The sequence below is a fragment of the Marinobacter sp. DSM 26671 genome (genome assembly GCF_900112835.1).
Lineage (GTDB): Bacteria > Pseudomonadota > Gammaproteobacteria > Pseudomonadales > Oleiphilaceae > Marinobacter > Marinobacter flavimaris.
Window position 1 is genome coordinate 1 of record NZ_FONF01000004.1, and the last position, 19648, is coordinate 19648.

13 protein-coding genes and 1 pseudogene are annotated in these 19648 nt (G+C 55.9%); 7 read left to right on the top strand and 7 right to left on the bottom strand.

All coding sequences use genetic code 11. The features are described 5' to 3' along the window. Window positions 1–230 (top strand): annotated as a pseudogene (gene istB, locus BM035_RS05560) (IS21-like element ISSpu5 family helper ATPase IstB); the annotation flags it as partial. 156 nt (window positions 231–386) lie between these two features. Here istB and BM035_RS23165 read toward each other — a convergent pair. The 4 genes from BM035_RS23165 to BM035_RS05575 form a co-directional block, all read right to left on the bottom strand. Continuing rightward, a complete protein-coding gene (locus BM035_RS23165) occupies window positions 387–614 on the bottom strand; it encodes a helix-turn-helix transcriptional regulator (RefSeq protein ID WP_139216019.1) in 228 nt (75 codons plus the stop codon). Window positions 615–771: 157 nt separating this feature from the next. Next, window positions 772–1407: a hypothetical protein gene (locus tag BM035_RS05565; RefSeq protein WP_092030631.1), complete on the bottom strand. Its 636-nt coding sequence runs from the start codon at window positions 1405–1407 to the stop codon at window positions 772–774. Continuing rightward, window positions 1397–2734: a site-specific integrase gene (locus tag BM035_RS05570; RefSeq protein ID WP_139216021.1), complete on the bottom strand. Its 1338-nt coding sequence runs from the start codon at window positions 2732–2734 to the stop codon at window positions 1397–1399. Before BM035_RS05570 ends, BM035_RS05565 begins: the two co-directional genes overlap by 11 nt. A 314-nt stretch (window positions 2735–3048) precedes the next feature. After that, on the bottom strand, window positions 3049–4605 hold the full coding sequence (locus tag BM035_RS05575; RefSeq protein ID WP_092030635.1) for a phospholipase D family protein: 1557 nt from the start codon (window positions 4603–4605) through the stop codon (window positions 3049–3051). A gap of 176 nt (window positions 4606–4781) precedes the next feature. Here BM035_RS05575 and BM035_RS05580 point away from each other — a divergent pair, with 176 nt between their 5' ends. The 6 genes from BM035_RS05580 to BM035_RS05605 all read left to right on the top strand — a co-directional run bounded on the left by BM035_RS05580 (window position 4782) and on the right by BM035_RS05605 (window position 14017). Next, window positions 4782–6038: an NAD(P)/FAD-dependent oxidoreductase gene (locus BM035_RS05580; RefSeq protein ID WP_053113421.1), complete on the top strand. Its 1257-nt coding sequence runs from the start codon at window positions 4782–4784 to the stop codon at window positions 6036–6038. A 217-nt stretch (window positions 6039–6255) separates the two neighbouring features. Then, window positions 6256–7809, top strand: a complete 1554-nt coding sequence (locus tag BM035_RS05585) for a methyl-accepting chemotaxis protein (RefSeq protein ID WP_092030636.1) — start codon at window positions 6256–6258, stop codon at window positions 7807–7809. Between the two features lie 27 nt (window positions 7810–7836). Beyond that, a complete protein-coding gene (locus BM035_RS05590; RefSeq protein WP_053113419.1) occupies window positions 7837–9891 on the top strand; it encodes a putative bifunctional diguanylate cyclase/phosphodiesterase in 2055 nt (684 codons plus the stop codon). 9 nt (window positions 9892–9900) lie between these two features. Beyond that, window positions 9901–12267, top strand: coding sequence for a sensor domain-containing phosphodiesterase (locus BM035_RS05595; RefSeq protein ID WP_053113418.1), 2367 nt, complete (start codon window positions 9901–9903; stop codon window positions 12265–12267). A 33-nt stretch (window positions 12268–12300) separates the two neighbouring features. Next, on the top strand, window positions 12301–13590 hold the full coding sequence (locus BM035_RS05600) for a sensor domain-containing diguanylate cyclase (RefSeq protein ID WP_092030638.1): 1290 nt from the start codon (window positions 12301–12303) through the stop codon (window positions 13588–13590). A 55-nt stretch (window positions 13591–13645) separates the two neighbouring features. Further along, complete coding sequence (locus BM035_RS05605) at window positions 13646–14017, top strand: VOC family protein (RefSeq protein WP_053113416.1); 372 nt, start codon at window positions 13646–13648, stop codon at window positions 14015–14017. Between the two features lie 41 nt (window positions 14018–14058). Here BM035_RS05605 and BM035_RS05610 read toward each other — a convergent pair whose 3' ends face one another. The 3 genes from BM035_RS05610 to ptsP are packed head-to-tail and all read right to left on the bottom strand — an operon-like array spanning window position 14059 to window position 19615. Then, window positions 14059–15822, bottom strand: a complete 1764-nt coding sequence (locus BM035_RS05610; protein WP_053113415.1) for a PTS fructose-like transporter subunit IIB — start codon at window positions 15820–15822, stop codon at window positions 14059–14061. Next, window positions 15819–16784, bottom strand: a complete 966-nt coding sequence (gene pfkB, locus BM035_RS05615) for a 1-phosphofructokinase (protein WP_053113414.1) — start codon at window positions 16782–16784, stop codon at window positions 15819–15821. The genes BM035_RS05610 and pfkB overlap by 4 nt, the downstream gene beginning before the upstream one ends. Further along, the gene (ptsP, locus tag BM035_RS05620; protein ID WP_092030827.1) at window positions 16784–19615 is read right to left on the bottom strand and encodes a phosphoenolpyruvate--protein phosphotransferase; all 2832 of its coding nucleotides are present in this window, start codon (window positions 19613–19615) and stop codon (window positions 16784–16786) included. Before ptsP ends, pfkB begins: the two co-directional genes overlap by 1 nt. Window positions 19616–19648 lie beyond the last annotated feature (33 nt).

The window sequence follows — 19648 nt, forward strand, 5'->3', positions numbered from 1 at the left end:
CAGAGAATCGGCGAGACTTGCTGGAGGTCCTGGAAGACCGGCATGGCAGGCGCTCCACCATCGCCACCAGCCAATTACCCATCGAAGAATGGCATGGCGTAATCGGTGACGCCACTCTGGCCGACGCCATCCTGGACCGGCTCGTACACAACGCCTACAAGATCAATCTGCGAGGGGAATCCATGCGAAAACAGCAGGCAAGGTTGACGGGCACTGAGACTTCGGAGTAAGAAGAGAAACCCCGCGTCGCTACGCTCCGATGGGTGGCAGTCTTGCTCCGGTCCGGGTGGCAGGCTTCACGTGGAATGGGTGGCAACCTTCAGCGGTTTATGCACTCATGGTATGAGGCGTGGCTGGAAACTCGTGAACTAGAGGATGCTTTCATCTTAAACGCCCTCCGCCGTGTTGCGCTGCTCATCGAACTGCGCAAGCCATTGTTGAAGCCTCTCTTCCTCATATCGGACCAAACGGCCGAGTTTTAGGTAGGCCGGAGTAGGGCGCCCGAACAAAGTTCCCGTATGGCGTGAAAGTCTTAGCGTGTTCGGAGAGCAACCCAGGACAAGGGCAGCGTCACGAGTGTTTAATTTCTTGGAATGGAGGGTTGGATCGTTCATCGAAATACTCCCGAATTACTGTGGATTCGGGAGCGATTCGACCACTAGGAAATGTAGGCTAATAGCTTAAATATATTCCTGATTCTTAACCAAGAAAGCTGTAACTTTCTGTTTTTAAGAGGCTTTAATCAGGACCACATTCCTACGCATACCCTTTTCACGTGCTCTTGGCGCGGCGACCCTTCGCTGCCCAGGCAGGCCTAATAAGAGTCGCGTACTTCTCTGCATAAGAGCGAGGGATATTGTGTACGGGGTTGTCAGTTAGGTACTCGACGACTTCAGTACTCGTCGGATGGGTTGAGCTATCGTCTCTGTCCGCGGTCTTCCAAAACTCAACTGAAGCCTGCACGACAGCCCTCAGTCCCGCCGACATATAGGTAGAGTCAGGGTCCATGATCGGTGTAGCAGCACCCGATAGACCCAGCTCATTAACCAACCCCGCAGGAATCGCGTACTCATTCTCTTTGAGAAATTTAGCCAAATCTCCCCTGTTTACAGTCGCCTCGCTCAAGGGATTCGGTTTATCAGGGTCAAAGCCGGTAATTTTTAGGCCGTCTATTCGCCACTGCGCAATAAGCTCCCAAGTTTTATCCGGTTTCAAACTGGGCTTTCTGTCAAAGAGTCGTGAAACATTCTCGTAACCAAGATTCTCTGACTTTTCCAAATTGTTATGACGAACGTATTCGGCCGAGGGGTAAGGAACAACAAGTGTGCCTTTCTTTCCAAGACCTCGCGTTACGATTTCCTTGTGAATTTCATTGATCGAAATTGACTCTTGATGATCAATTGCCATATCTACGTTCTTCTCCATTGCTCGGGGTTTGCTCCAAGGCAAAAAGATTCACGACATCTCTCGCCTTGCCGGGTTTCAAATGACCGTAATGTTCGATCGTCGTTTTGATATCTGCATGGGCCATTAATTGGGAAACCGTGAGCAGATCGACGCCAGCCATCACTAATGACGATGCAAAGTGATGGCGAAGCGTATAGAGGTGAAGAGACTCGGGTAGTCCGGCCAAGCGCTTGATTTGCTTCCAGGGCTTCTGCATGGCATGACTATCCATACGCCCGCTTTCGCTGCGTTTGGATTGGAAAACGTATCCTTGGGTAGGCTTACCCTCTTGCTGGCTCCACCGAGCCAAAACATCCACAGCAGCGTCTGAGAGAGGAAATTCCTTTGGTCTGCTGTGCTCGGGATAATGGGCGATCTTCTCAACGATCTTTCTAATCGTTTTGAAGTTCAGGTTCACATGCTCCCAGCGAAGACCAAACAAGTCGCCGGGCCGGAACCCGGTATAAAACATCGTTAGAATCCACGGCTCGACATGATCGACATACTCTAACTGGTCGAGATCAGGTAAGTGCTTTTTACCGTGTGCTCGGGACCGTCTGCGCTCCGCTCGACGCTCTTCTTGGTAGAGAACGAGCCCAGTAAATAACTGTGCGACCTCTTCGTCACTCAAGAAACGTCTTTCCGCTCCGGCTGAAGCAAGCTGCTCTTCATTCAATGCCGGAGGCTCGAGCGTGCAGCCCGCCAGCGGATTCTTAGCCAGGAACATTCGCTTGGGTGAAGCCGCGTAGTTGAGCATGGCTCGCATTGCATCCCATGCTCGCTTGATGGTCCCCCACGATTTGCCGGCTTGCTCCTGTTCCGACTGCCACCGCGCCAGGTCTTCAGGCCTGAGCGAGGACATTGGTTTATCCAGCCAGAGAGGAAAATGATTAGTGATCAATCCCTTCGTAGTCTTACCACCTTTCCGCCTATCGAGGTACACAGCGTAAGGGCCTTCGAGGTAAGCTCGAACGGTCTCTTCCCTCTCCCTCTGATTTGCTCTCTTTGCCGCTTCGCGCTCCGCCTGGGGGTCTCTACCTAACTTCACCTTTGCGGCTTCCATACCAGCTCGCTTACGAGCTTCAGCAACAGTCATCGAGGGAAACCGACCCAGCTTAAGAGTCCTTTTCTTGTGGTCAGTGGCGGTTCGGTATTGGAGATACCAGCTAGCGCCCCCTGCCATAGCGCGCAGATGCAGACCCGATACCTCGGTATCCCATAACCTTTTCCCTGCGTTTTCGGCACAAACAAACTCTCTTGCTACTGCTACCGTGATCTTGGTTTTCACTGGCACCCTCTGCTGGAAAACTATCCCAGCCACCAAACTGCCACCACAGCTCACTAATCGCAAGTAACAAAACGGAATTAGAAAGAATCAGGACGAGTACTGTATTACTTTGTTTTAAATGATTTTTGTTGAAAAATGTTGAAAGTTTTTGGATGAGCTTGTTCCGGGAGATTTCTTCAATTAATTCGTTCGGGACGAAGGGGTCGCAGGTTCGAATCCTGCCACGCCGACCATCTTCCCGTTTTTCCCCTAGCGGTTCGCCTCAAAAAATCGACTTAACGTCGACGCCGTCAATCACAGCGCTGATTACGTAACTAAAGCAACGGCTCCACAGGCAACAACGAGAACAAGTACACCAATGCCCGTTCGAAAGGGCCGGTATTCGGGTCATGGCGGTGCTCAATCGTGTCTGTTCCAGTGAATTCCAGCCACCGGAGATCGCCGTCTTCATCCAGCACAACCTCATAAGCCGCCAGTCTGACTTTCTCGGGAAAGGCGGATTCCAGTGCGGTCGCCAGCTCCGGGCTCTTGATCAGAAAACCCAGCTCGGTGTTCAGATTCGCTGAACGGGGGTCGAAATTGAAGGAACCAACGAAAAGCGACTGACCATCTACGGCAAAGGTTTTGGCGTGAAGGCTGGCGGCCGAGCTGCCGGCAATGCCGCGAGGGCTCGACTTGCTGTCGTCATCCTCAGACCTGAATTTGCGCAGCTCGAACAACTCAACGCCCGCCTCTAATAGGGCCTCCCGGTATTTCGCATAGCCTGAATGCACCAGGGCGACGTCATTGGCTTCCAGGGAGTTGGTGAGAATCCGCACCTGCACACCGGCGCTTTCAAGCTCGCGAAACAGCTCGACGCCACGATTACCGGGGACGAAGTAGGGCGAAACCAGGGTCACTGTCTTTTCAGGTTCACCCAACGCCAGGGCCAACTGTTGGCTCAATCGACCCTGCTCTCCTTCGAGCCCCTGAGCCTTGGCAGGATCATCGCTCACCATCTCTACCGGCGCCCAGACAAAAGAGACCTCCCGGTCCAGCAATTCCCTGAGAAAATCCGAATTCTGCAAAGCAGCCACGAAGCGCCGGGCTTCAGCATCCTGTTCGACGGAAGCAAGACTTGCTGCCATGGCATCCAGATCCTCATCATCGGCGCCTGCGAGCAACCGATCCACCGGATACGCGGACTGACTCGCCCAGTAGCGATCAAAATCCCTGGAGACACGCTCCACGACGGGCCCGATCGCCAGAACATCCAGATCCGCGAACAGCGTACCGTCACCCACACCGAAATACTCATCAGCAATGTTGCGGCCGCCAATAATGGAGGCCTGGTTGTCAGCCGTGAATGACTTGTTGTGCATCCGGCGGTTCAGGCGACCAAAGTCCGTCAGAAAGCCCAAAGTCCTGGAACTACGAATCACAAACGGATTGAACAGCCGAACCTCGACGTTGTCGTGATGATTTAACGCCGCCAGGAAATCGTCCAGGCCGGCGATGCCGTTGTCATCCAGAAGCAGCCGAACCCGAACGCCACGTTCGGCCGCGCGATATAGCGAGTACAGAAGCAGCTTGCCGGTAATATCGTCCCGCCAGATGTAGTACTGGACATCCAGGGATCTCTCGCTGGCCTCTGCGAGCAAAGCGCGGGCAACGAAAGCGTCCAGTGGATGCTCCAGCGTTGTAATACCACTGAGATCGGGGTGGGTTTCAATCTCTCTGCCAACTGCGCTGCCAAGGCGCGTATCTGCCGTCTGCGCCTGAACGAATGCAACAGACTGTGAGCGGTCTTTCAGGGATGGCAACGCACAACCTGCCAGCAGACCTGTCAGCATTAGGAGTGCAAGAAGGGTAAAAGTTCGGCATTCAGTCATTTTGCACGGGGCCATCCAGGTCGAGATTGAGAGAGTCTTCCCCTTGAAGCATGACACAAAGCATTTCCGATCTTTATATTTCCTATTGATATAACGTTAGACTCTAAAGTTTGGTACGCTTTGATATATCTCAAACACCACTCGCGCAGAGCAAACAAAGACAAGAGGTTCGAGGCATGACCAGCAACACAACCACCACGGGCAGCGTCAAAACTCATACCGTCATAATCGTGGGCGGCGGGGCAGCCGGTATATCGGTAGCATCCAGCATCCACAAACGGGATAGCAGCATCGACATTGCCATCGTGGAGCCAGCCATCCGGCACCACTACCAGCCCGGCTGGACGATGGTGGGAGGCGGGGTTTTCCGGCCCGAGGTCACCTCCAAGCCCATGTCAGACGTCATGCCCAGTTTCGTGTCCTGGTACCAGCAACCGGTGACCGCCATCGACCAGGACAACAACCAGGTTTCCCTGGGTGACGGCTCATCCATGCAATACAAGGCGCTGGTTCTCGCTCCCGGCCTGGAGCTGAACTGGGGCGGCATCGAAGGTCTTGAGGAGGCGCTGGGCTCCAACGGGGTCACCTCCAACTACCGGGAAGGCATGGCCAGCTACACCTGGGACATTGTGCAGAAGCTCAAGAAAGGCCGGGCTCTTTTCAGCCAGCCGCCAATGCCGATCAAATGTGCAGGCGCCCCTCAGAAAGCCATGTATCTGTCTGCCGATTACTGGCTCAAGCACGGCGTGCTCAACAATGTGGATATCCAGTTTCATAACGCCGGAGCCGTCTTGTTTGGTGTCGCCGATTACGTCCCGGCCCTGGAAGCCTATGTCGAAAAATACGGCATCGACCTGAATTTCCAGAGCACACTGGTTGCCGTGAACGGGCCTTCGAAAACAGCCGTTTTCCGCTCAACCGATGGCGAGGGCAACAGCCAGGACCGCGAAGTAAGCTTTGATATGCTGCACGCCGTGCCGCCCCAGCGGGCACCGAAGCTGATCCGGGAATCCGCACTGGCAAATGAAGGCGGCTGGCTGAATCTTGAGGACGATACCCTGCGCCATAAAACCTACACCAACATTTTTGGCCTTGGCGACGTGAGCGGAACCGGAAACGCAAAAACCGCCGCCGCGGTGCGCAAACAGGCGCCGGTGGTGGCGGAAAACCTGGTGGCCACGCTCCGAGACCAGCCCCTTGAGGCCGCCTATCTGGGCTATGGTTCCTGCCCGCTGACCGTGGAAAACGGCAAGATCGTACTGGCGGAATTCGGCTACGGCGGCGTACTCCAGCCCAGCTTCCCGAAATGGATCAACGATGGCACCAAGGCTACCCGAGCCGCCTGGTGGCTGAAGGCCAAGCAGCTGCCGACCCTTTACTGGCATGGCATGTTAAAGGGGCATGAATGGCTCGCGAAACCGGCCAAAAGATAAGTTGCCAAACCTTTAGGGGTAAAGGCACCGAAACCTTGTGTTACACATGAGAACAACTGGAAAATAAGGTGCTTCGGCTTTGAATTCCGGGCAGTTTTACTATTGCAATCGGGAATTTCCTTAGCTCCTTAATCTGTACTCCCTATAGTTCTTTTGCATTAATTGTCCTACTTTGAAATAGTAAACATTCCTGTTTCCATTCAAATCAGGCCCCGTCATGCGAAAGAATCTACCGGTCACGGATAACGAGAAAACCTTCTCGCCTAACCAGAAACTGATTTCTTCCACTGATCTGAAAGGGAAGATTCGCCACTGTAACTCTGCGTTTGTCGAGGTGAGTGGTTTCACTCGTGATGAGCTGATCGGCCAGCCCCACAACATCGTCCGGCATCCGGATATGCCGCCGGCCGCCTACGAAAACATGTGGTCCCATCTGAAAGCCGGCCAACCCTGGATGGGTCTGGTAAAAAATCGGTGCAAGAACGGTGACTACTATTGGGTCAGTGCCTACGTTACGCCCGTAACCGAGAACGGTAAGGTGGTCGGGTACGAGTCCGTCAGATCCTGCCCGGACAGAGAAGACGTGGAGCGGGCGGAAAAACTGTATGCCTCCATACGTGCAGGCAAATCCGGCGTTCCTCTGTGGCACAGGGTGCAGCCGCCCACCATCTTTCTTGTCCTGGTATTCATCGTCGCAGGCGCCCTGTTCCTGGCCGGTCAGCAAACCTTCTCGGAACTGGTTCTGGCCGGTGGCGTCATTGCTTATGCCGGCTGGATGCATCTGGCCCGTAAGCAACTAATGGGGTCGGTCACGAAGCTACTTGAACACAGCTTTACGGATGATCTCGCTGCAAAGAGCTACACCGATGACGACCTGCCACTTGGGCGCATCAAAGTCGCAGTGAAAGCCCAACAAGCACACCTGGATGCGGTACTTACCAGACTTGAAGATTCTGCCGATGAGATGAGGCTGCACTCTGTTAAAGGTCGGGAGGTCAGTTTCGAAGCACAGGAGGCCCTGAAGCAGCAGCAGTCCGAGACCGAACAGGTTGCAGCGGCCGTGCACGAGATGTCTCAAACGATTGCTGAAGTCTCATCAAATGTTCAATCAACCGCAGAGCGAGCAGACAGTGCCAAGGAATTTGCCAATGAGGGTCGCTCTGTTGTTCGCGGCACTCGGGAGGCGATTGAGACCCTTAAGGGTTCCGTCCATGGCATCAGCGATTCCGTCGGGGAATTGGCGCAACAGACTCAACAAATAGCCTCCGCTGCAAAGATTATCGAGGAAATCGCCGAACAGACCAATCTGTTGGCACTGAATGCCGCCATAGAAGCAGCCAGGGCCGGGGAACATGGTCGCGGTTTCGCTGTGGTAGCCGAGGAGGTGCGAGGTCTGGCCTCCCGCACCCGCAACTCGACGAGTGAAATCCATGGCATCGTAAACGAATTGATTTCTCGCTCTGAGGAGGCCAATCAAAAGGCCGACGAAGGCAAACTGTCAGCAGACGAAGGCATGGAAAAAATGCTCTCGGCCGAGAGCACTCTGAATGATATCGCCGAGTCCGTCACCAACATTGCTGAAATGGCGCTGCAGATGGCGGCAGCGGTGGAAGAACAGGCTCAGGTGTCGGACCAGATTAATGAGCAGGTGGAAAAAATATCCGATCTGGCGTCCAACAACCTGGCCAAAGGTGAGGAGTCCACCCAATGCGTGAAAAACATTGAACAGATTGCGAACGATTTGCACGAGCTCGTCGTTAGGTTCAAATGACGGATAATTCCAGGTGGCACGACGACAATGATTGAGCAAGGCCTGGCGTCGGCGCTGATGGATGCGGCGGTTGATGCCATTATCGTTATCGATGACAAAGGAATCATTCAGCAGTTCTCTGAGTCTGCGACAGTGCTTTTCGGCTATGCTCCCGAGGAGGTATTGGGTAATAACGTGTCCATGCTCATGCCTGAGCCCGACGCCCGGCATCATGACCAATACATTGAAAACTACAAAAGCAGCGGCGTTGGAAAAATTATTGGCATCGGTCGTGATGTCCGGGGCCAGCGGAAAAACGGCCAAACCTTCCCAATGCACCTATCCGTAGGCGAGACCAGGCTTGCTGACCAACATCTGTTTGTCGGCATCTGCCACGACCTAAGCAGTTATAAAAATGCACTCGACAAGCTTGCCGCAGCAGAGGAGCGCTATCGGGAAATCGTCCAGGCGCAGAAACAGTTTATCCTTCGCCTCGACAGCGATTTCCGCATTACCTTTGCTAATGCCTCATTTACCAGGGCCCTGGGCACAGAGAACACCGACATTATCGGCGCCCCCATCACGGTCTTCTTCAATGAACCGGGCCACCATATCCGTCAACGACTGGCCTCACTGTTCAATGATAAGGATGCGTCTGAAGAGATTGCCGTCAAAGTGACGATGATTGGAAAAGATGGCGCGCAAACGCTGGTCGAATGGAGCTTTCGAAGGACCTCGGCGCCCGGAAGCGATGATGCCGAGGTACAGGGCTTTGGCATCGACGTATCTGAACAGGAGCAGGCACTCCAGCAGGCACACTACCTCAGGACACACGATCCTTTAACTGGTTTGCTCAACAAACAAACACTGGTTGAAGATTGCAAGGTCTGGTTCAAAAGCGCCAGTCCCGGGGCGCTCCTCTTCATCGATATTGAACATTTCAGCCTTATCAATCAGCGTTATGGCTACGAGATTGGCGATGCAGTTCTTATCAAGCTTGCCAACCGTATCGGTCGCGCTATTCAGCGCGCCAATCATTGCGCGCGCGCAGGAGCGGATACGTTCCTTGTCGCACTGCATGTCAGCAGCCGTGCAGACGCAGAGGCTATTGCTGAACGCATTGTCGACTACGTTTCGAAGCCTTTTAAACTTCGGGAAAACCAGTTGAACGTGAGGGCAACCATCGGGATTGCGATGTACCCTGCGGATTCCGGGGTTGTTGAAGTATTACCGGAATTGGCGGAGTCCGCCAAAGGGTCTGCACGGCGACGCAACCAGCGTATCGGCGTTTTTGATTCCGAACATCACAGGGTTCTTCATCGGCAAATAGAAATAGAGCAGGGGCTGAAGGATGCCATCGAGAATCGGCAACTGGCAGTCTATCTGCAACCAAAATACAAGTGTGCTGATCGATCGATAGCCGGCTATGAGGCTTTGGTTCGCTGGCACCATCCAAAGGAGGGATTTGTCTCTCCGGGTGAATTTGTTCCCATCGCGGAAAAATCCTCTCTGGGCCTGGAGCTGGATCGGTATGTTCTGAGTCAGGTTTTTGCACTTATATCGACCGCTCGAGCCACGATTCCCGGTTTCCCACCGGTCGCCATCAACATAACACCAGCACACTTTTCACAGGCGGATTTCCACAAGTGGGTATTGGCGAGCATCGCAGAGGCGCAGATTCCGATCGAAAGCGTCGAACTCGAGATTACCGAGGGTGCGGTCATGGAACGGTCGGAAGAAGCCCATCATAACCTTGATGCGCTTCGCACCCAGGGTGTCCGTATCGCTATTGATGATTTCGGCACTGGTTACTCTTCACTGAACTATCTGCGATACCTCGGCATTGATGACCTGAAAATCGACAAAACCTTTGTGGATGAGGTCTCGACGGAAAAAGGAGCAGTGATCGTCAAATCCATTATTGATATCGCCGTCGCTCACAATATTCAGGTTATTGCAGAGGGCGTAGAAACTGTTGAGCAGTTCGAACTGTTACGTGAAATGGGTTGTCATCTGTGCCAGGGCTATCTACTGTCGAGGCCGTTACCTGTTGAAGAAGCCATTGAACTTTTTTCCCAGCAGTCGTCTGGTCAAACAAGGTGAGTCAGAACCATGGACAGCAGTACCCTGGAGAAGCGTCGGCTCACAGCACTTGAGCGCCTGGGCATCCTTGATACGCCCCCGGAAGATCGGTTCGAAAGGCTCACCCGGATTGCCCGCCAATACTATGGCGTGAAAACCGCGCTCTTTTCGATAATTGATAGCGAACGGCAGTGGTTCAAATCCCGCCAGGGCCTCGAAGCCAGCCAAACCCCCCGCTCCGTTGCTTTTTGCGATTACGCAATCCAGCAGGACAAGGCGTTTATAGTGTCGGACGCCACGAAAGATCCACGCTTTTCGCAAAATCCCCTTGTGACCGGCTTCCCCAATATTCGATTCTATGCCGGCATGCCGGTGCGCGAGCCAACCGGTTTCAAAATCGGCACGATCTGCATTATCGACGATAAGCCGAGGGATTTCGGGGAATTGGACCTCGATATCCTTCGCAACCTGGCCACGATGATAGAAGACGAACTCGAGCGAACCTACCTGTCGATCGAAAACCATGAGTTCGTCGAGGTTTCCCACCTCAACCGGTCGATCCAGAGGGCCCTGAACGTCTTTCTTACCAGTGATAACCAGCATGCTGCCTTCGAGCAAATGCTGAATGACATGCTGTCTCTCACAGGCAGCCAGTTCGGTTTCATCGGTGAAACCCTGTTCCGGCCCAACGGCGACCCTTATCTGAAAATCGGCGCGATCACCAACATTGCCTGGAATCCGAAAACACAGGCGCTTTACCAGCAGGTGGAAAGGCGAGGGCTGGTTTTCGACCGCCTTGATACCCTAATTGCCCTTCCGATGACCACGGGAGAAGTTGTGGTCTCGAAGGATGTTACCACCGACCCCCGCCGTGGAGGATTGCCGGAGGGGCACCCAAACATCGACGCCTATATCGGCATTCCGGTCTTCTCGGGCGATCAACAGGTGGGGCTCGTAGGGCTGGCCAATCGCCTCGGGGGATATAAGGTCAGGCTAGCCGAAGAGTTGGAGCCACTGCTACAAACCCTCGGGAACCTGATTGAACGGAAGCGCCTGCATCACGAAAAACAACAGCATCAGGAACGCCTTGAAAAAGCCGCCAATTATGACGCCCTTACTGGGTTGCCCAACCGCCGGAGACTCACGGAAATCTTCACCCAGGAGCTCCATGAGGCTAATCTCCGCCATGGCACGGTGGCGCTCTGCTTCATTGATCTGGACGGTTTCAAAGCCATCAACGATCACCACGGCCATGCATTGGGCGACGCTGTTCTGAAGATCATTTCCGAACGTCTGAAAGCCACTATACGGCAACACGATGCCATCGGCAGACTCGGGGGCGATGAATTCGTCGCTGTTCTCAGGGATGTCGAAGACTCAACAGTCTACAACCGGATTCTGGAAGCTATCCGCCGGCCCATCAGCTACCAGAATGCCGTCATGAAACTGTCGGCCAGTATGGGGGTGACCGTTTATCCCGATGACGCCGAAGACCCGGACACGCTGCTTCGGCATGCCGATCAAGCCATGTATGCGGCCAAAGATTCGGGAAAGGATACCTATAGCCTGTTTGATCTGGCGTCTCACTTTAATCGCAAGGAGCGAGTTCGTGTACTCGAACAGGTTGACGAAGCGCTGGCGAAAAAACAGTTCGAACTCTACTACCAGCCGAAGATCAACTACCGCACCGGAACGGTTGAGGGTTTTGAAGCACTGATTCGCTGGAACCACCCGGAGGAGGGACTCCTTTCCCCGGCGCGCTTTCTGGAGCACCTGGAGTTTACCGACTACGCCAGACAGGTTGGACTGTTCGTGATGGAAAGCGCGGTCAGCGTGATCTGTGACTTCATGAGCCTGGGGCTGCCGTATACTCTCAGTATCAACCTCAGCCCCTCCCATTTCCTGAGTGAACACTTCCCGGACGATATCACAGGCACGCTGAACGAGTGCCCTCACGAAGTGCGTGACCGGCTGATCATTGAAATCCTGGAAACGACGGCATTGGACGATACCACTACCGTCATGAAGAATCTCAGTGTCTGTCGCAATACCGGTCTTTGCATCTCCCTGGACGATTTCGGAACCGGCTACTCGTCACTGAATTACTTCCGGACATTGCCGGCCCAGGAAGTAAAAATCGACCGAACCTTTGTGGGCGATCTGATAGGAAACCAGGATAACTCGATGATCGTAGAAGCTATTTTACGCCTGTCCCAGAGTTTTCAGAGGCGCACTGTGGCGGAAGGGGTGGAGACCGCCGAGCAGGAACAACGTCTCCTCGAACTTGGCTGTGATGTCGGACAGGGCTACCGGTACAGTCCACCTCTGCCACTGGCAGAAGCGCTCGACTGGGCCAATAATTTCAATTGGGCTCGTTACCATTCGGGCCACAACTAGCCGCGAACAAGCGGCGTTCGTGTGAGGGATCACATGCACCTGACTGCAGAAACCAGGCTCAATGCCATTCTTGACGGCACCGGGGCAGGCACCTGGGAATACAACCTGGACACCGGCGAAATCATTTTTAATGAACGCTGGGCCACCATGCTGGGTTACACCCTGGAAGAGCTTTCGCCATTGTCGTTCCAGACCTGGGAAAAGCTCAGTCATCCCACCGATATCGAGTCAGCAAACCAGGCATTGACCGCGTACCTGAGCGGTGATGCCCACCAGTTTGAATGCGTGGTGCGTATGCTTCACAAGGACGGAGACTGGCGTTACATCCACACCCGCGGGACCCTGTTCAACAATGGCCAGACGGCAGAAAGCCGTTGGCTGATGGGTACACATCTTGATGTCACGGAAGAGAAAGTTTCCCAACACCAGTTGCAACAGCTTGCCGAATCTCTCCCGGGGGTCATTTATACCTTTACCCTCAACAAAGATGGCAGCTTTCACTTCCCCTACATGAGTCGCAAGGCCAAGGATTTTTATGGCTTAACAGCAGAGGAAACCCGAACCAACCCGGAACGGATGTTTGAAGCCATTCATACGGAAGATATTTCAAGAGTCCACGAAACCATAGAGCGCTCCCGCAAGACGCTAAGCGAATGGGTTTGCGACTACCGGATCATCAAGGACGGCGAAATCCGATGGCTAAGAGGTGTCTCCCAGCCGGAGAGAAATCCGGACGGCAGCACTACCTGGCACGGTGTTATTACTGACATCGACGATCAGAAACGCCTGGAATTCCAGCTGGAAGCTTTGACGATTACCGATGAACTGACAGGGCTCTATAACCGGAGATACCTGCTCAGAAAGCTTGAGGAACTGGAAGAACAATCCGCCCGTTACGACCATCCTTTCTCATTACTCTCCCTGGACATTGATTTCTTCAAAAGCGTCAACGATTCCTGGGGCCATCTTACCGGCGATACGGTATTGCGCACGGTGGCCAATCTGATCGAAACACGGACTCGCAAGACTGATATTGTCGCCCGAACCGGGGGGGAGGAGTTTATCGTTCTGATGCCTCACACCACGTTGAGTGATGCCCGCCACGTTGCCGAATCCCTGCGTATCGGCATGGAGACGGAGAGCTTTGTCAGCGACGATGGCACCCCTTTCAATGTTACCTTGAGTGCCGGGGTCGTATGCTGGAGCAGAAGTATAAACGGTGTTCGGGAGCTGTTGTCAGCCTGCGATCAACTGCTTTATCAGGCCAAGAGAGCGGGCAGAAATCAGGTGGTAGTCAGCGAAATCGGCGCTGAAAAGAGCTGACAGGCAAAAAACAGCGTATTCTGGCTCTCCACACAACCATGAACGGAGAAAGAGTATGATCGGATACGTCACCCTTGGCGTCAGTGATATGGAACGAGCAAAGGCATTCTATGCCGATTTGTTAAGCGACCAGGGGGCCAAGGTGCTTCTGGACATGGGCCGCATCGCTTTTATCGGCAAAAGCATGAGTGCCCCCATGCTCGCGGTGTGCGTTCCCTTCAATGAAGAACCCAACCATCCCGGCAACGGCAATATGGTCGCCCTTCCCGCGGGTTCCAAAGAGAATGTGGATGCCATGTACAAGAAAGCGATCGAGCTTGGTGCTACCTGCGACGGTGAGCCCGGGCAGCGAATCCCGGACCAGTTCTACGGCGCCTATGTGAAAGACCCGGACGGCAACAAGCTGGCGTTTTTTGTATTCGGTTGATTAATTGCGGCCCTCGCCTGAGGGCCGCAATTTTTACATTTTCAGCTTACCGCTGTCGCCACTTCCGCCTTGCCAGTTTTCAGCAACGCGTAACCGAAACCAATCACCAGTGATCCCACCGCAATCGCAATCAGGTAGGGCAATACCGCACTCACCGCGTTCGGAATGGCAAGCACAAACAGCCCGCCATGGGGTGCCATCAGCTTGACGGTGAACAGCATCGACAAACCACCGGTAATTGCGCCACCGATCATACACACCGGGATAACCCGCAACGGATCCTTTGCCATAAACGGTATTGCACCTTCCGAGATGAAGCACAATCCCAGGACAAATGATGCCCGTCCGGCCTGGCGTTCCGCCTCTGCAAACTTTCGCCGGGCGATGAAAGACGCCACACCCATGCCGATAGCCGGTACCATTCCTGCCGCCATGATGGCAGCCATGGGTGCCGAGCCGCCGCTGCCCTCAGACAGCAGTCCCACGCCGAAAGTATAGGCCGCCTTGTTGACAGGCCCTCCCAGGTCAAAGCACATCATGGCGCCCAGAATGCCACCAAGCAGGATCGCATTGGTCGTTCCCATGCCCTCGAGGAATCCGGTCAGGGCGCCCATGATGGCAGCCATGGGCTCTCCAATCACATAGATCATCCCCAGGCCGGTAACCAGACTGGCCAGCAAGGGAATGATGAGGATCGGCTTCAGTGATTCGATGCTCTCGGGCATTGGCAGTTTCTGGCTGATAAAGCGCGCTACATAACCAGCGAGAAAACCCGCAACAATACCGCCGAGGAATCCGGCTCCCAGTTCGCCCGCCAGAAACCCACCGATCATTCCCGGCGCCAGGCCGGGACGGTCGGCAATCGACCAGGCGATGTATCCGGCCAGCAACGGAATCATCAGTTTGAAGGCGGTGCCACCACCAATCTGCATCAGGGCGGCAGCCAGCGTGCCTTCCTCCTGAAACGCTTCAATCCCGAATACGAAGGACAGGGCGATCAGCAAACCGCCAGCAACCACCATGGGCAGCATAAAGGACACGCCGGTGAGCAGGTGCTTATAGGGGCCCCGCTTTTCGCCGCTTCCGGCACCACTGGTAGCTTTCTGCTGGCCGCCTTCAAAAACCACGGCCTCGGCCAGGGCATCACGGATGGTATCGGAGGGTTTTTTCAGGGCGGCACCGGTCGAGGTCCGCCACACGCGCTTGCCGGCAAAGCGTCCCGGGTCCACCTCGATATCACAGGCCAGGATCACCACGTCGGCAGCGGCGATTTCTTTGGCAGTTAGAGGATCCTGGGCGCCAACTGAGCCCTGGGTTTCTACACGGATCTTGTGGCCAGCGGATTGCGCCGCGGCGGTCAGGGCCTCTGCCGCCATAAAGGTATGGGCGACGCCAGTGGGGCATGCAGTAACGGCAACGATCCGCTTACCGGCAGAGGTACTGCCGACAGCGGTACTGGTTGCTATAGATTCCTGACTGGCCATTGCCGGGTCCCAGGGTGTGGCCTCCGCCTGCGCCCGGGAAAGGATGGCGTCTGGGTCTGGCAGGGCAGCGGTGACCGGAATCTGCAGCAAGCGTTTGCCGGCATAGACATCCAGATTTACCGGAACACCGACCGCGGCAATAACAAGATCGGCCTGTTGGATTGCCGCTTCGCTGGGCTTGTTGTCGGCTTTACCATCCGGGCCTCGAGTATCGGTGGTAACAGACCAGCCGCGCCGGTTCGCCGCCCGCTCAAGGGCCCGGGCGGCCAGGAAACGAGTCGCCACGCCCTGGGGGCAGGCGGTCACAATGATCAGATTCATAACCGTATCTCTCCGGTGTTGTTTTGCCCGGGCCATGGCTGCACCCGGGTTTGTTGGAGAAGGGAGGGAAAGTCCGGGGCCCCGGGGTCTCCGACACCAATGTGTTGCACACATTCGGCAGACAAAGCCGTGGCGAACGCCAACACTGTGTCTTCAGACTGTCCACCAAGCACGCCATGGAGCATGCCTGCGAGCAAGGTATCGCCGGCGCACACGGTGCTGACCAGCGAGACCGGGGGTACCCGGGACCTCAGGATGCCGGCCGGTGACGACCAGAACACGCCGTCTGCACCCATGGATACCACCACGTCGGACACGCCACCGGCACGGATGCCGTCAACCGTAGCTGCCACTGAGGCCAAATCCTTCAGGGGTGTGCCGGCCCAGTCAGACAGCTCGTCCGTGTTGGGTTTGATGGCGTAGGGACCAGCTTTGATGCCGGCCTTCAGGCCCGCGCCACTGGTATCCAGCCATACCGGTTTGTCTGCTTGGGAAGCTTGCTCGACAAGGTTTGCCAATCCAGAAGGCGGAAAGCCATCTGGCAAACTGCCTCCGATGACCACCGCGTCGCATTCCGGCAGCAGGGATTTGAGGCGGAGTTGAAGGCGCTGAACTGCGTCATCCGGGACCCGGAAACCGGGGCCATTCAGATCGGTTACCCGGCCGCCAGCCTCAGCAATCTTGATGTTGTTTCGGTTCTGGCCGGGAACGCGTACAAAACTGTCCTGCAGGCCCTCTGCCTCAAACAGACGTTCAAAGGGCGCAGCATTGGCGTCTCCCAACAGCCCTGCAACGGTGACCGAATGGCCCAGACGCGCCAGCACCCGAGCTACATTGATGCCTTTTCCGGCCGGCTCCATCAGGGTATGACCTGTGCGATTTACCTCTCCGAGAGCGAGGGGCGCCGTTTCAACACTCAGATCGAGAGCCGGATTCAGGGTGATTGTCAGGATACGGGCCATCACCAGGCCTCCAGGGCATCACGTACCTCGGACGCCGTCGCCAGAGACAGCGCCTTTTCAGCCTGTTGTCGGGCGTTTTCAAGGTTCAGACCGCGAATACAGGCCTTCACCAGGGGCACCCGACGACTGGTCACAGACAGTTCGTCGACATCCAGCCCGACCAGAACCGGAATCGCCTGGGGATCTGAGGCCAGCTCCCCGCACACCCCGACCCAACGGTTGTGGGCATGGGCAGCTTCCACGGTCATCCGGATCAGCCGCAATACCGAGGGGTGCAGTCCATCCGATTCCGCGGAGAGCTGCCCATGGCCGCGGTCGATGGCCAGTGTGTACTGGGTCAGGTCATTGGTACCTATCGAGAAGAAATCCACTTCCGGCGCCAGGGTCGAAGCCAGCAAGGCACAGGAGGGCACTTCAATCATCACGCCGACCTGAACATTACTGGCCGAAACCTCGCTCTGGACTTTTGTAACAATGGCCCTGGCTGCTCGGAACTCCTCGAGATCCTTCACCATGGGGAACATGATGCGAAGGGGGCGATCACCTGCCGCAGTCAGCAGGGCCCTGACCTGGGTTTCCAGAATGTCCGGGCGGGTCAGTGACAAGCGGATGCCACGCATGCCCAGAAAAGGGTTGTCTTCCTGGGGTAACGGCCAGTAATCCAGCGGCTTGTCGCCACCCACATCCAGGGTACGGGCTACCAGGGGCAAACCGTCCAGGGCATCGAATGCGTGCTGGTATTCAGTGACTTGAGTGGCCAGATCCGGCGCTTCCGGATGGGCCATGAAAATGAACTCGGTTCGAAGCAGGCCAACACCGTCGGCGCCCCGTTCAACAGCATCCGGGGTGTGGGCGGTGTTGCCGAGATTGGCGCAGACTTCGATGGTATGGCCATCTACGGTGGTAGCAGGTTGATTGCGGTTCTCATGAGCTTCGGCCTGCAACGCGTCCAGTTGTTGCAGACGGCGACGGATCTTCTCGCAGCGTTCGGCCCCGGGGTTCGGCACCAGGCAACCCCGTTCGCCATCCACCACCAGATCGGAGCCATTCAGGATTGTCAGTATTCGCTCACCGGCACCTACGACCGCAGGCAGCCCCAGGGCTCGGGCCAAAATTGCACTGTGGGACGTCGCTCCCCCGCGGGCTGTGACCAGGCCACGCACCCTGGTGGTATCCAGCCGAGCCACATCCGATGGCCCGAGATCGTCAGCCACCAGGATATAAGGAGTGTCCGGCGGCGTCGGCATGGCCACGCCACAGAGGTTGGACAGGACCCGGCGCCCAACATCCCGCAGATCCGCGGCACGTTCGGCCAGCAAACGGTCCGCCAGCGCTTCCTGGGCCCTGGCCGCGGTATCTATGGCTTTCCACCAGGCTGCTTCGGCGGACGCCCCTTCGTTGATCGCTTCCAACGTAGCCTGGTAGAGATCTTCGTCCTGAAGCATTTCCACGTGTACCGAGAGAATAGGCGCGGCTTCGCCGCCTTCCGCCTGACGGATCAGGGTTCGAAGCTGACCGTCAGCACTATCGACGGCCTGGTTGAGGCGCTGGATCTGTTGTTCGCTATCTTCTGCAAATTGCGGATATTCAAGGGTCGGCTGTCGCATGACGAAAGCCGGTGCCAGCGCCAGTCCGGGAGATGCGGCAACCGCTTTAACCGGCTGATCATCCGTCAGTGCGGGAGCCTGTTCGGCTTCAGGCACCTTGGTTTGCGGACCCGCAGACCGCAATGGAGAAACTTTTTCACCCAGGCCGCCTTCAATGGCGCTGGTCAGAGACTGAATGGCCTGGCTTGCGTCATCCCCAGTCGCCGAAAGCACCAACGTCTGGCCCCTGCGGGCGCCCAGGCCGATCACCCGAGTCAGGCTGGTAGCGGATACTGCGGCACCTTCGCCTTCCAACAGGCGCAACCGAATACTGGCATTGTGGCGACGCGCCTCCTGGACGAGTTGCTTGGCGGGTCGCGCGTGTAGGCCATGGGTATTCAACAGGGTGACTTTCGCCGTCACTGCATCGGCCGCCTCGCCGGAAAGCCTTGCCAACAAGGCCTCAGCACTCAGGCCCTGAATAGGTTCATCACCAGCCAGGAAAGTATCGATGCGCTCCAGCAGGTCATGGCACTCATCACCGGGTCCGGCCAGACAGAACACCCCACGCAGTTCCGCAGTTGCACGCTTTGGTGTTGCCAATGAAAGGGTCGGGCGCCTGGCGCCAACAGTGTGGTGGGTCAGCCAGAAGCCCTGACCAAGATCCACCGGCGGTTGGCCGACAATGCTGGCCAGAAAATCCGTGTCGACGCACCGCAAACTCTGCAGACGTGCAGCTGCAATCAAGGCCAGTTCGTTCGGTGTGGAGGCATCTATTCCGAGACAGAGCGTCTCGCTGTCGCATTTGGCAACGGCCGGAGCTTTGGAAAGCAAGGCAACCAGTTCCGCGGCATCCGTAGCATGGCCCAGCTTCTCAGCCAGTCCTGGCTTATCCAGTACCCGGGTCAAATGGCGGAGAATATCCAGGTGCTCGTCGGACTGTGCAGCGATGGCTACCAGTACATGCACCCGCGCACCATCGTGCCAGGTGACCCCCTCGGGGAATTGAAGAATGCGAACACCGGTTTCAAGGACGGCATCCCGGCTTTCCGGTGTACCGTGGGGAATGGCGATGCCGTTGCCCAATACCGTGGAAGACTGTTGTTCACGGGCGTTCATTCCAGCCAGGTATTCCGGGCAAGTCCGGCCAGCGCGCTCAAGGTCTCGAGCAGCCTGTTGCAGTGCGTCCTGCCAGTCAGAGGCAGTGGCACCCAATCGAACGTCATTGGCAGTTAGCGTCAGCATGAGGTTGCCTCGCTTTTTGTTTTGATACTGCGT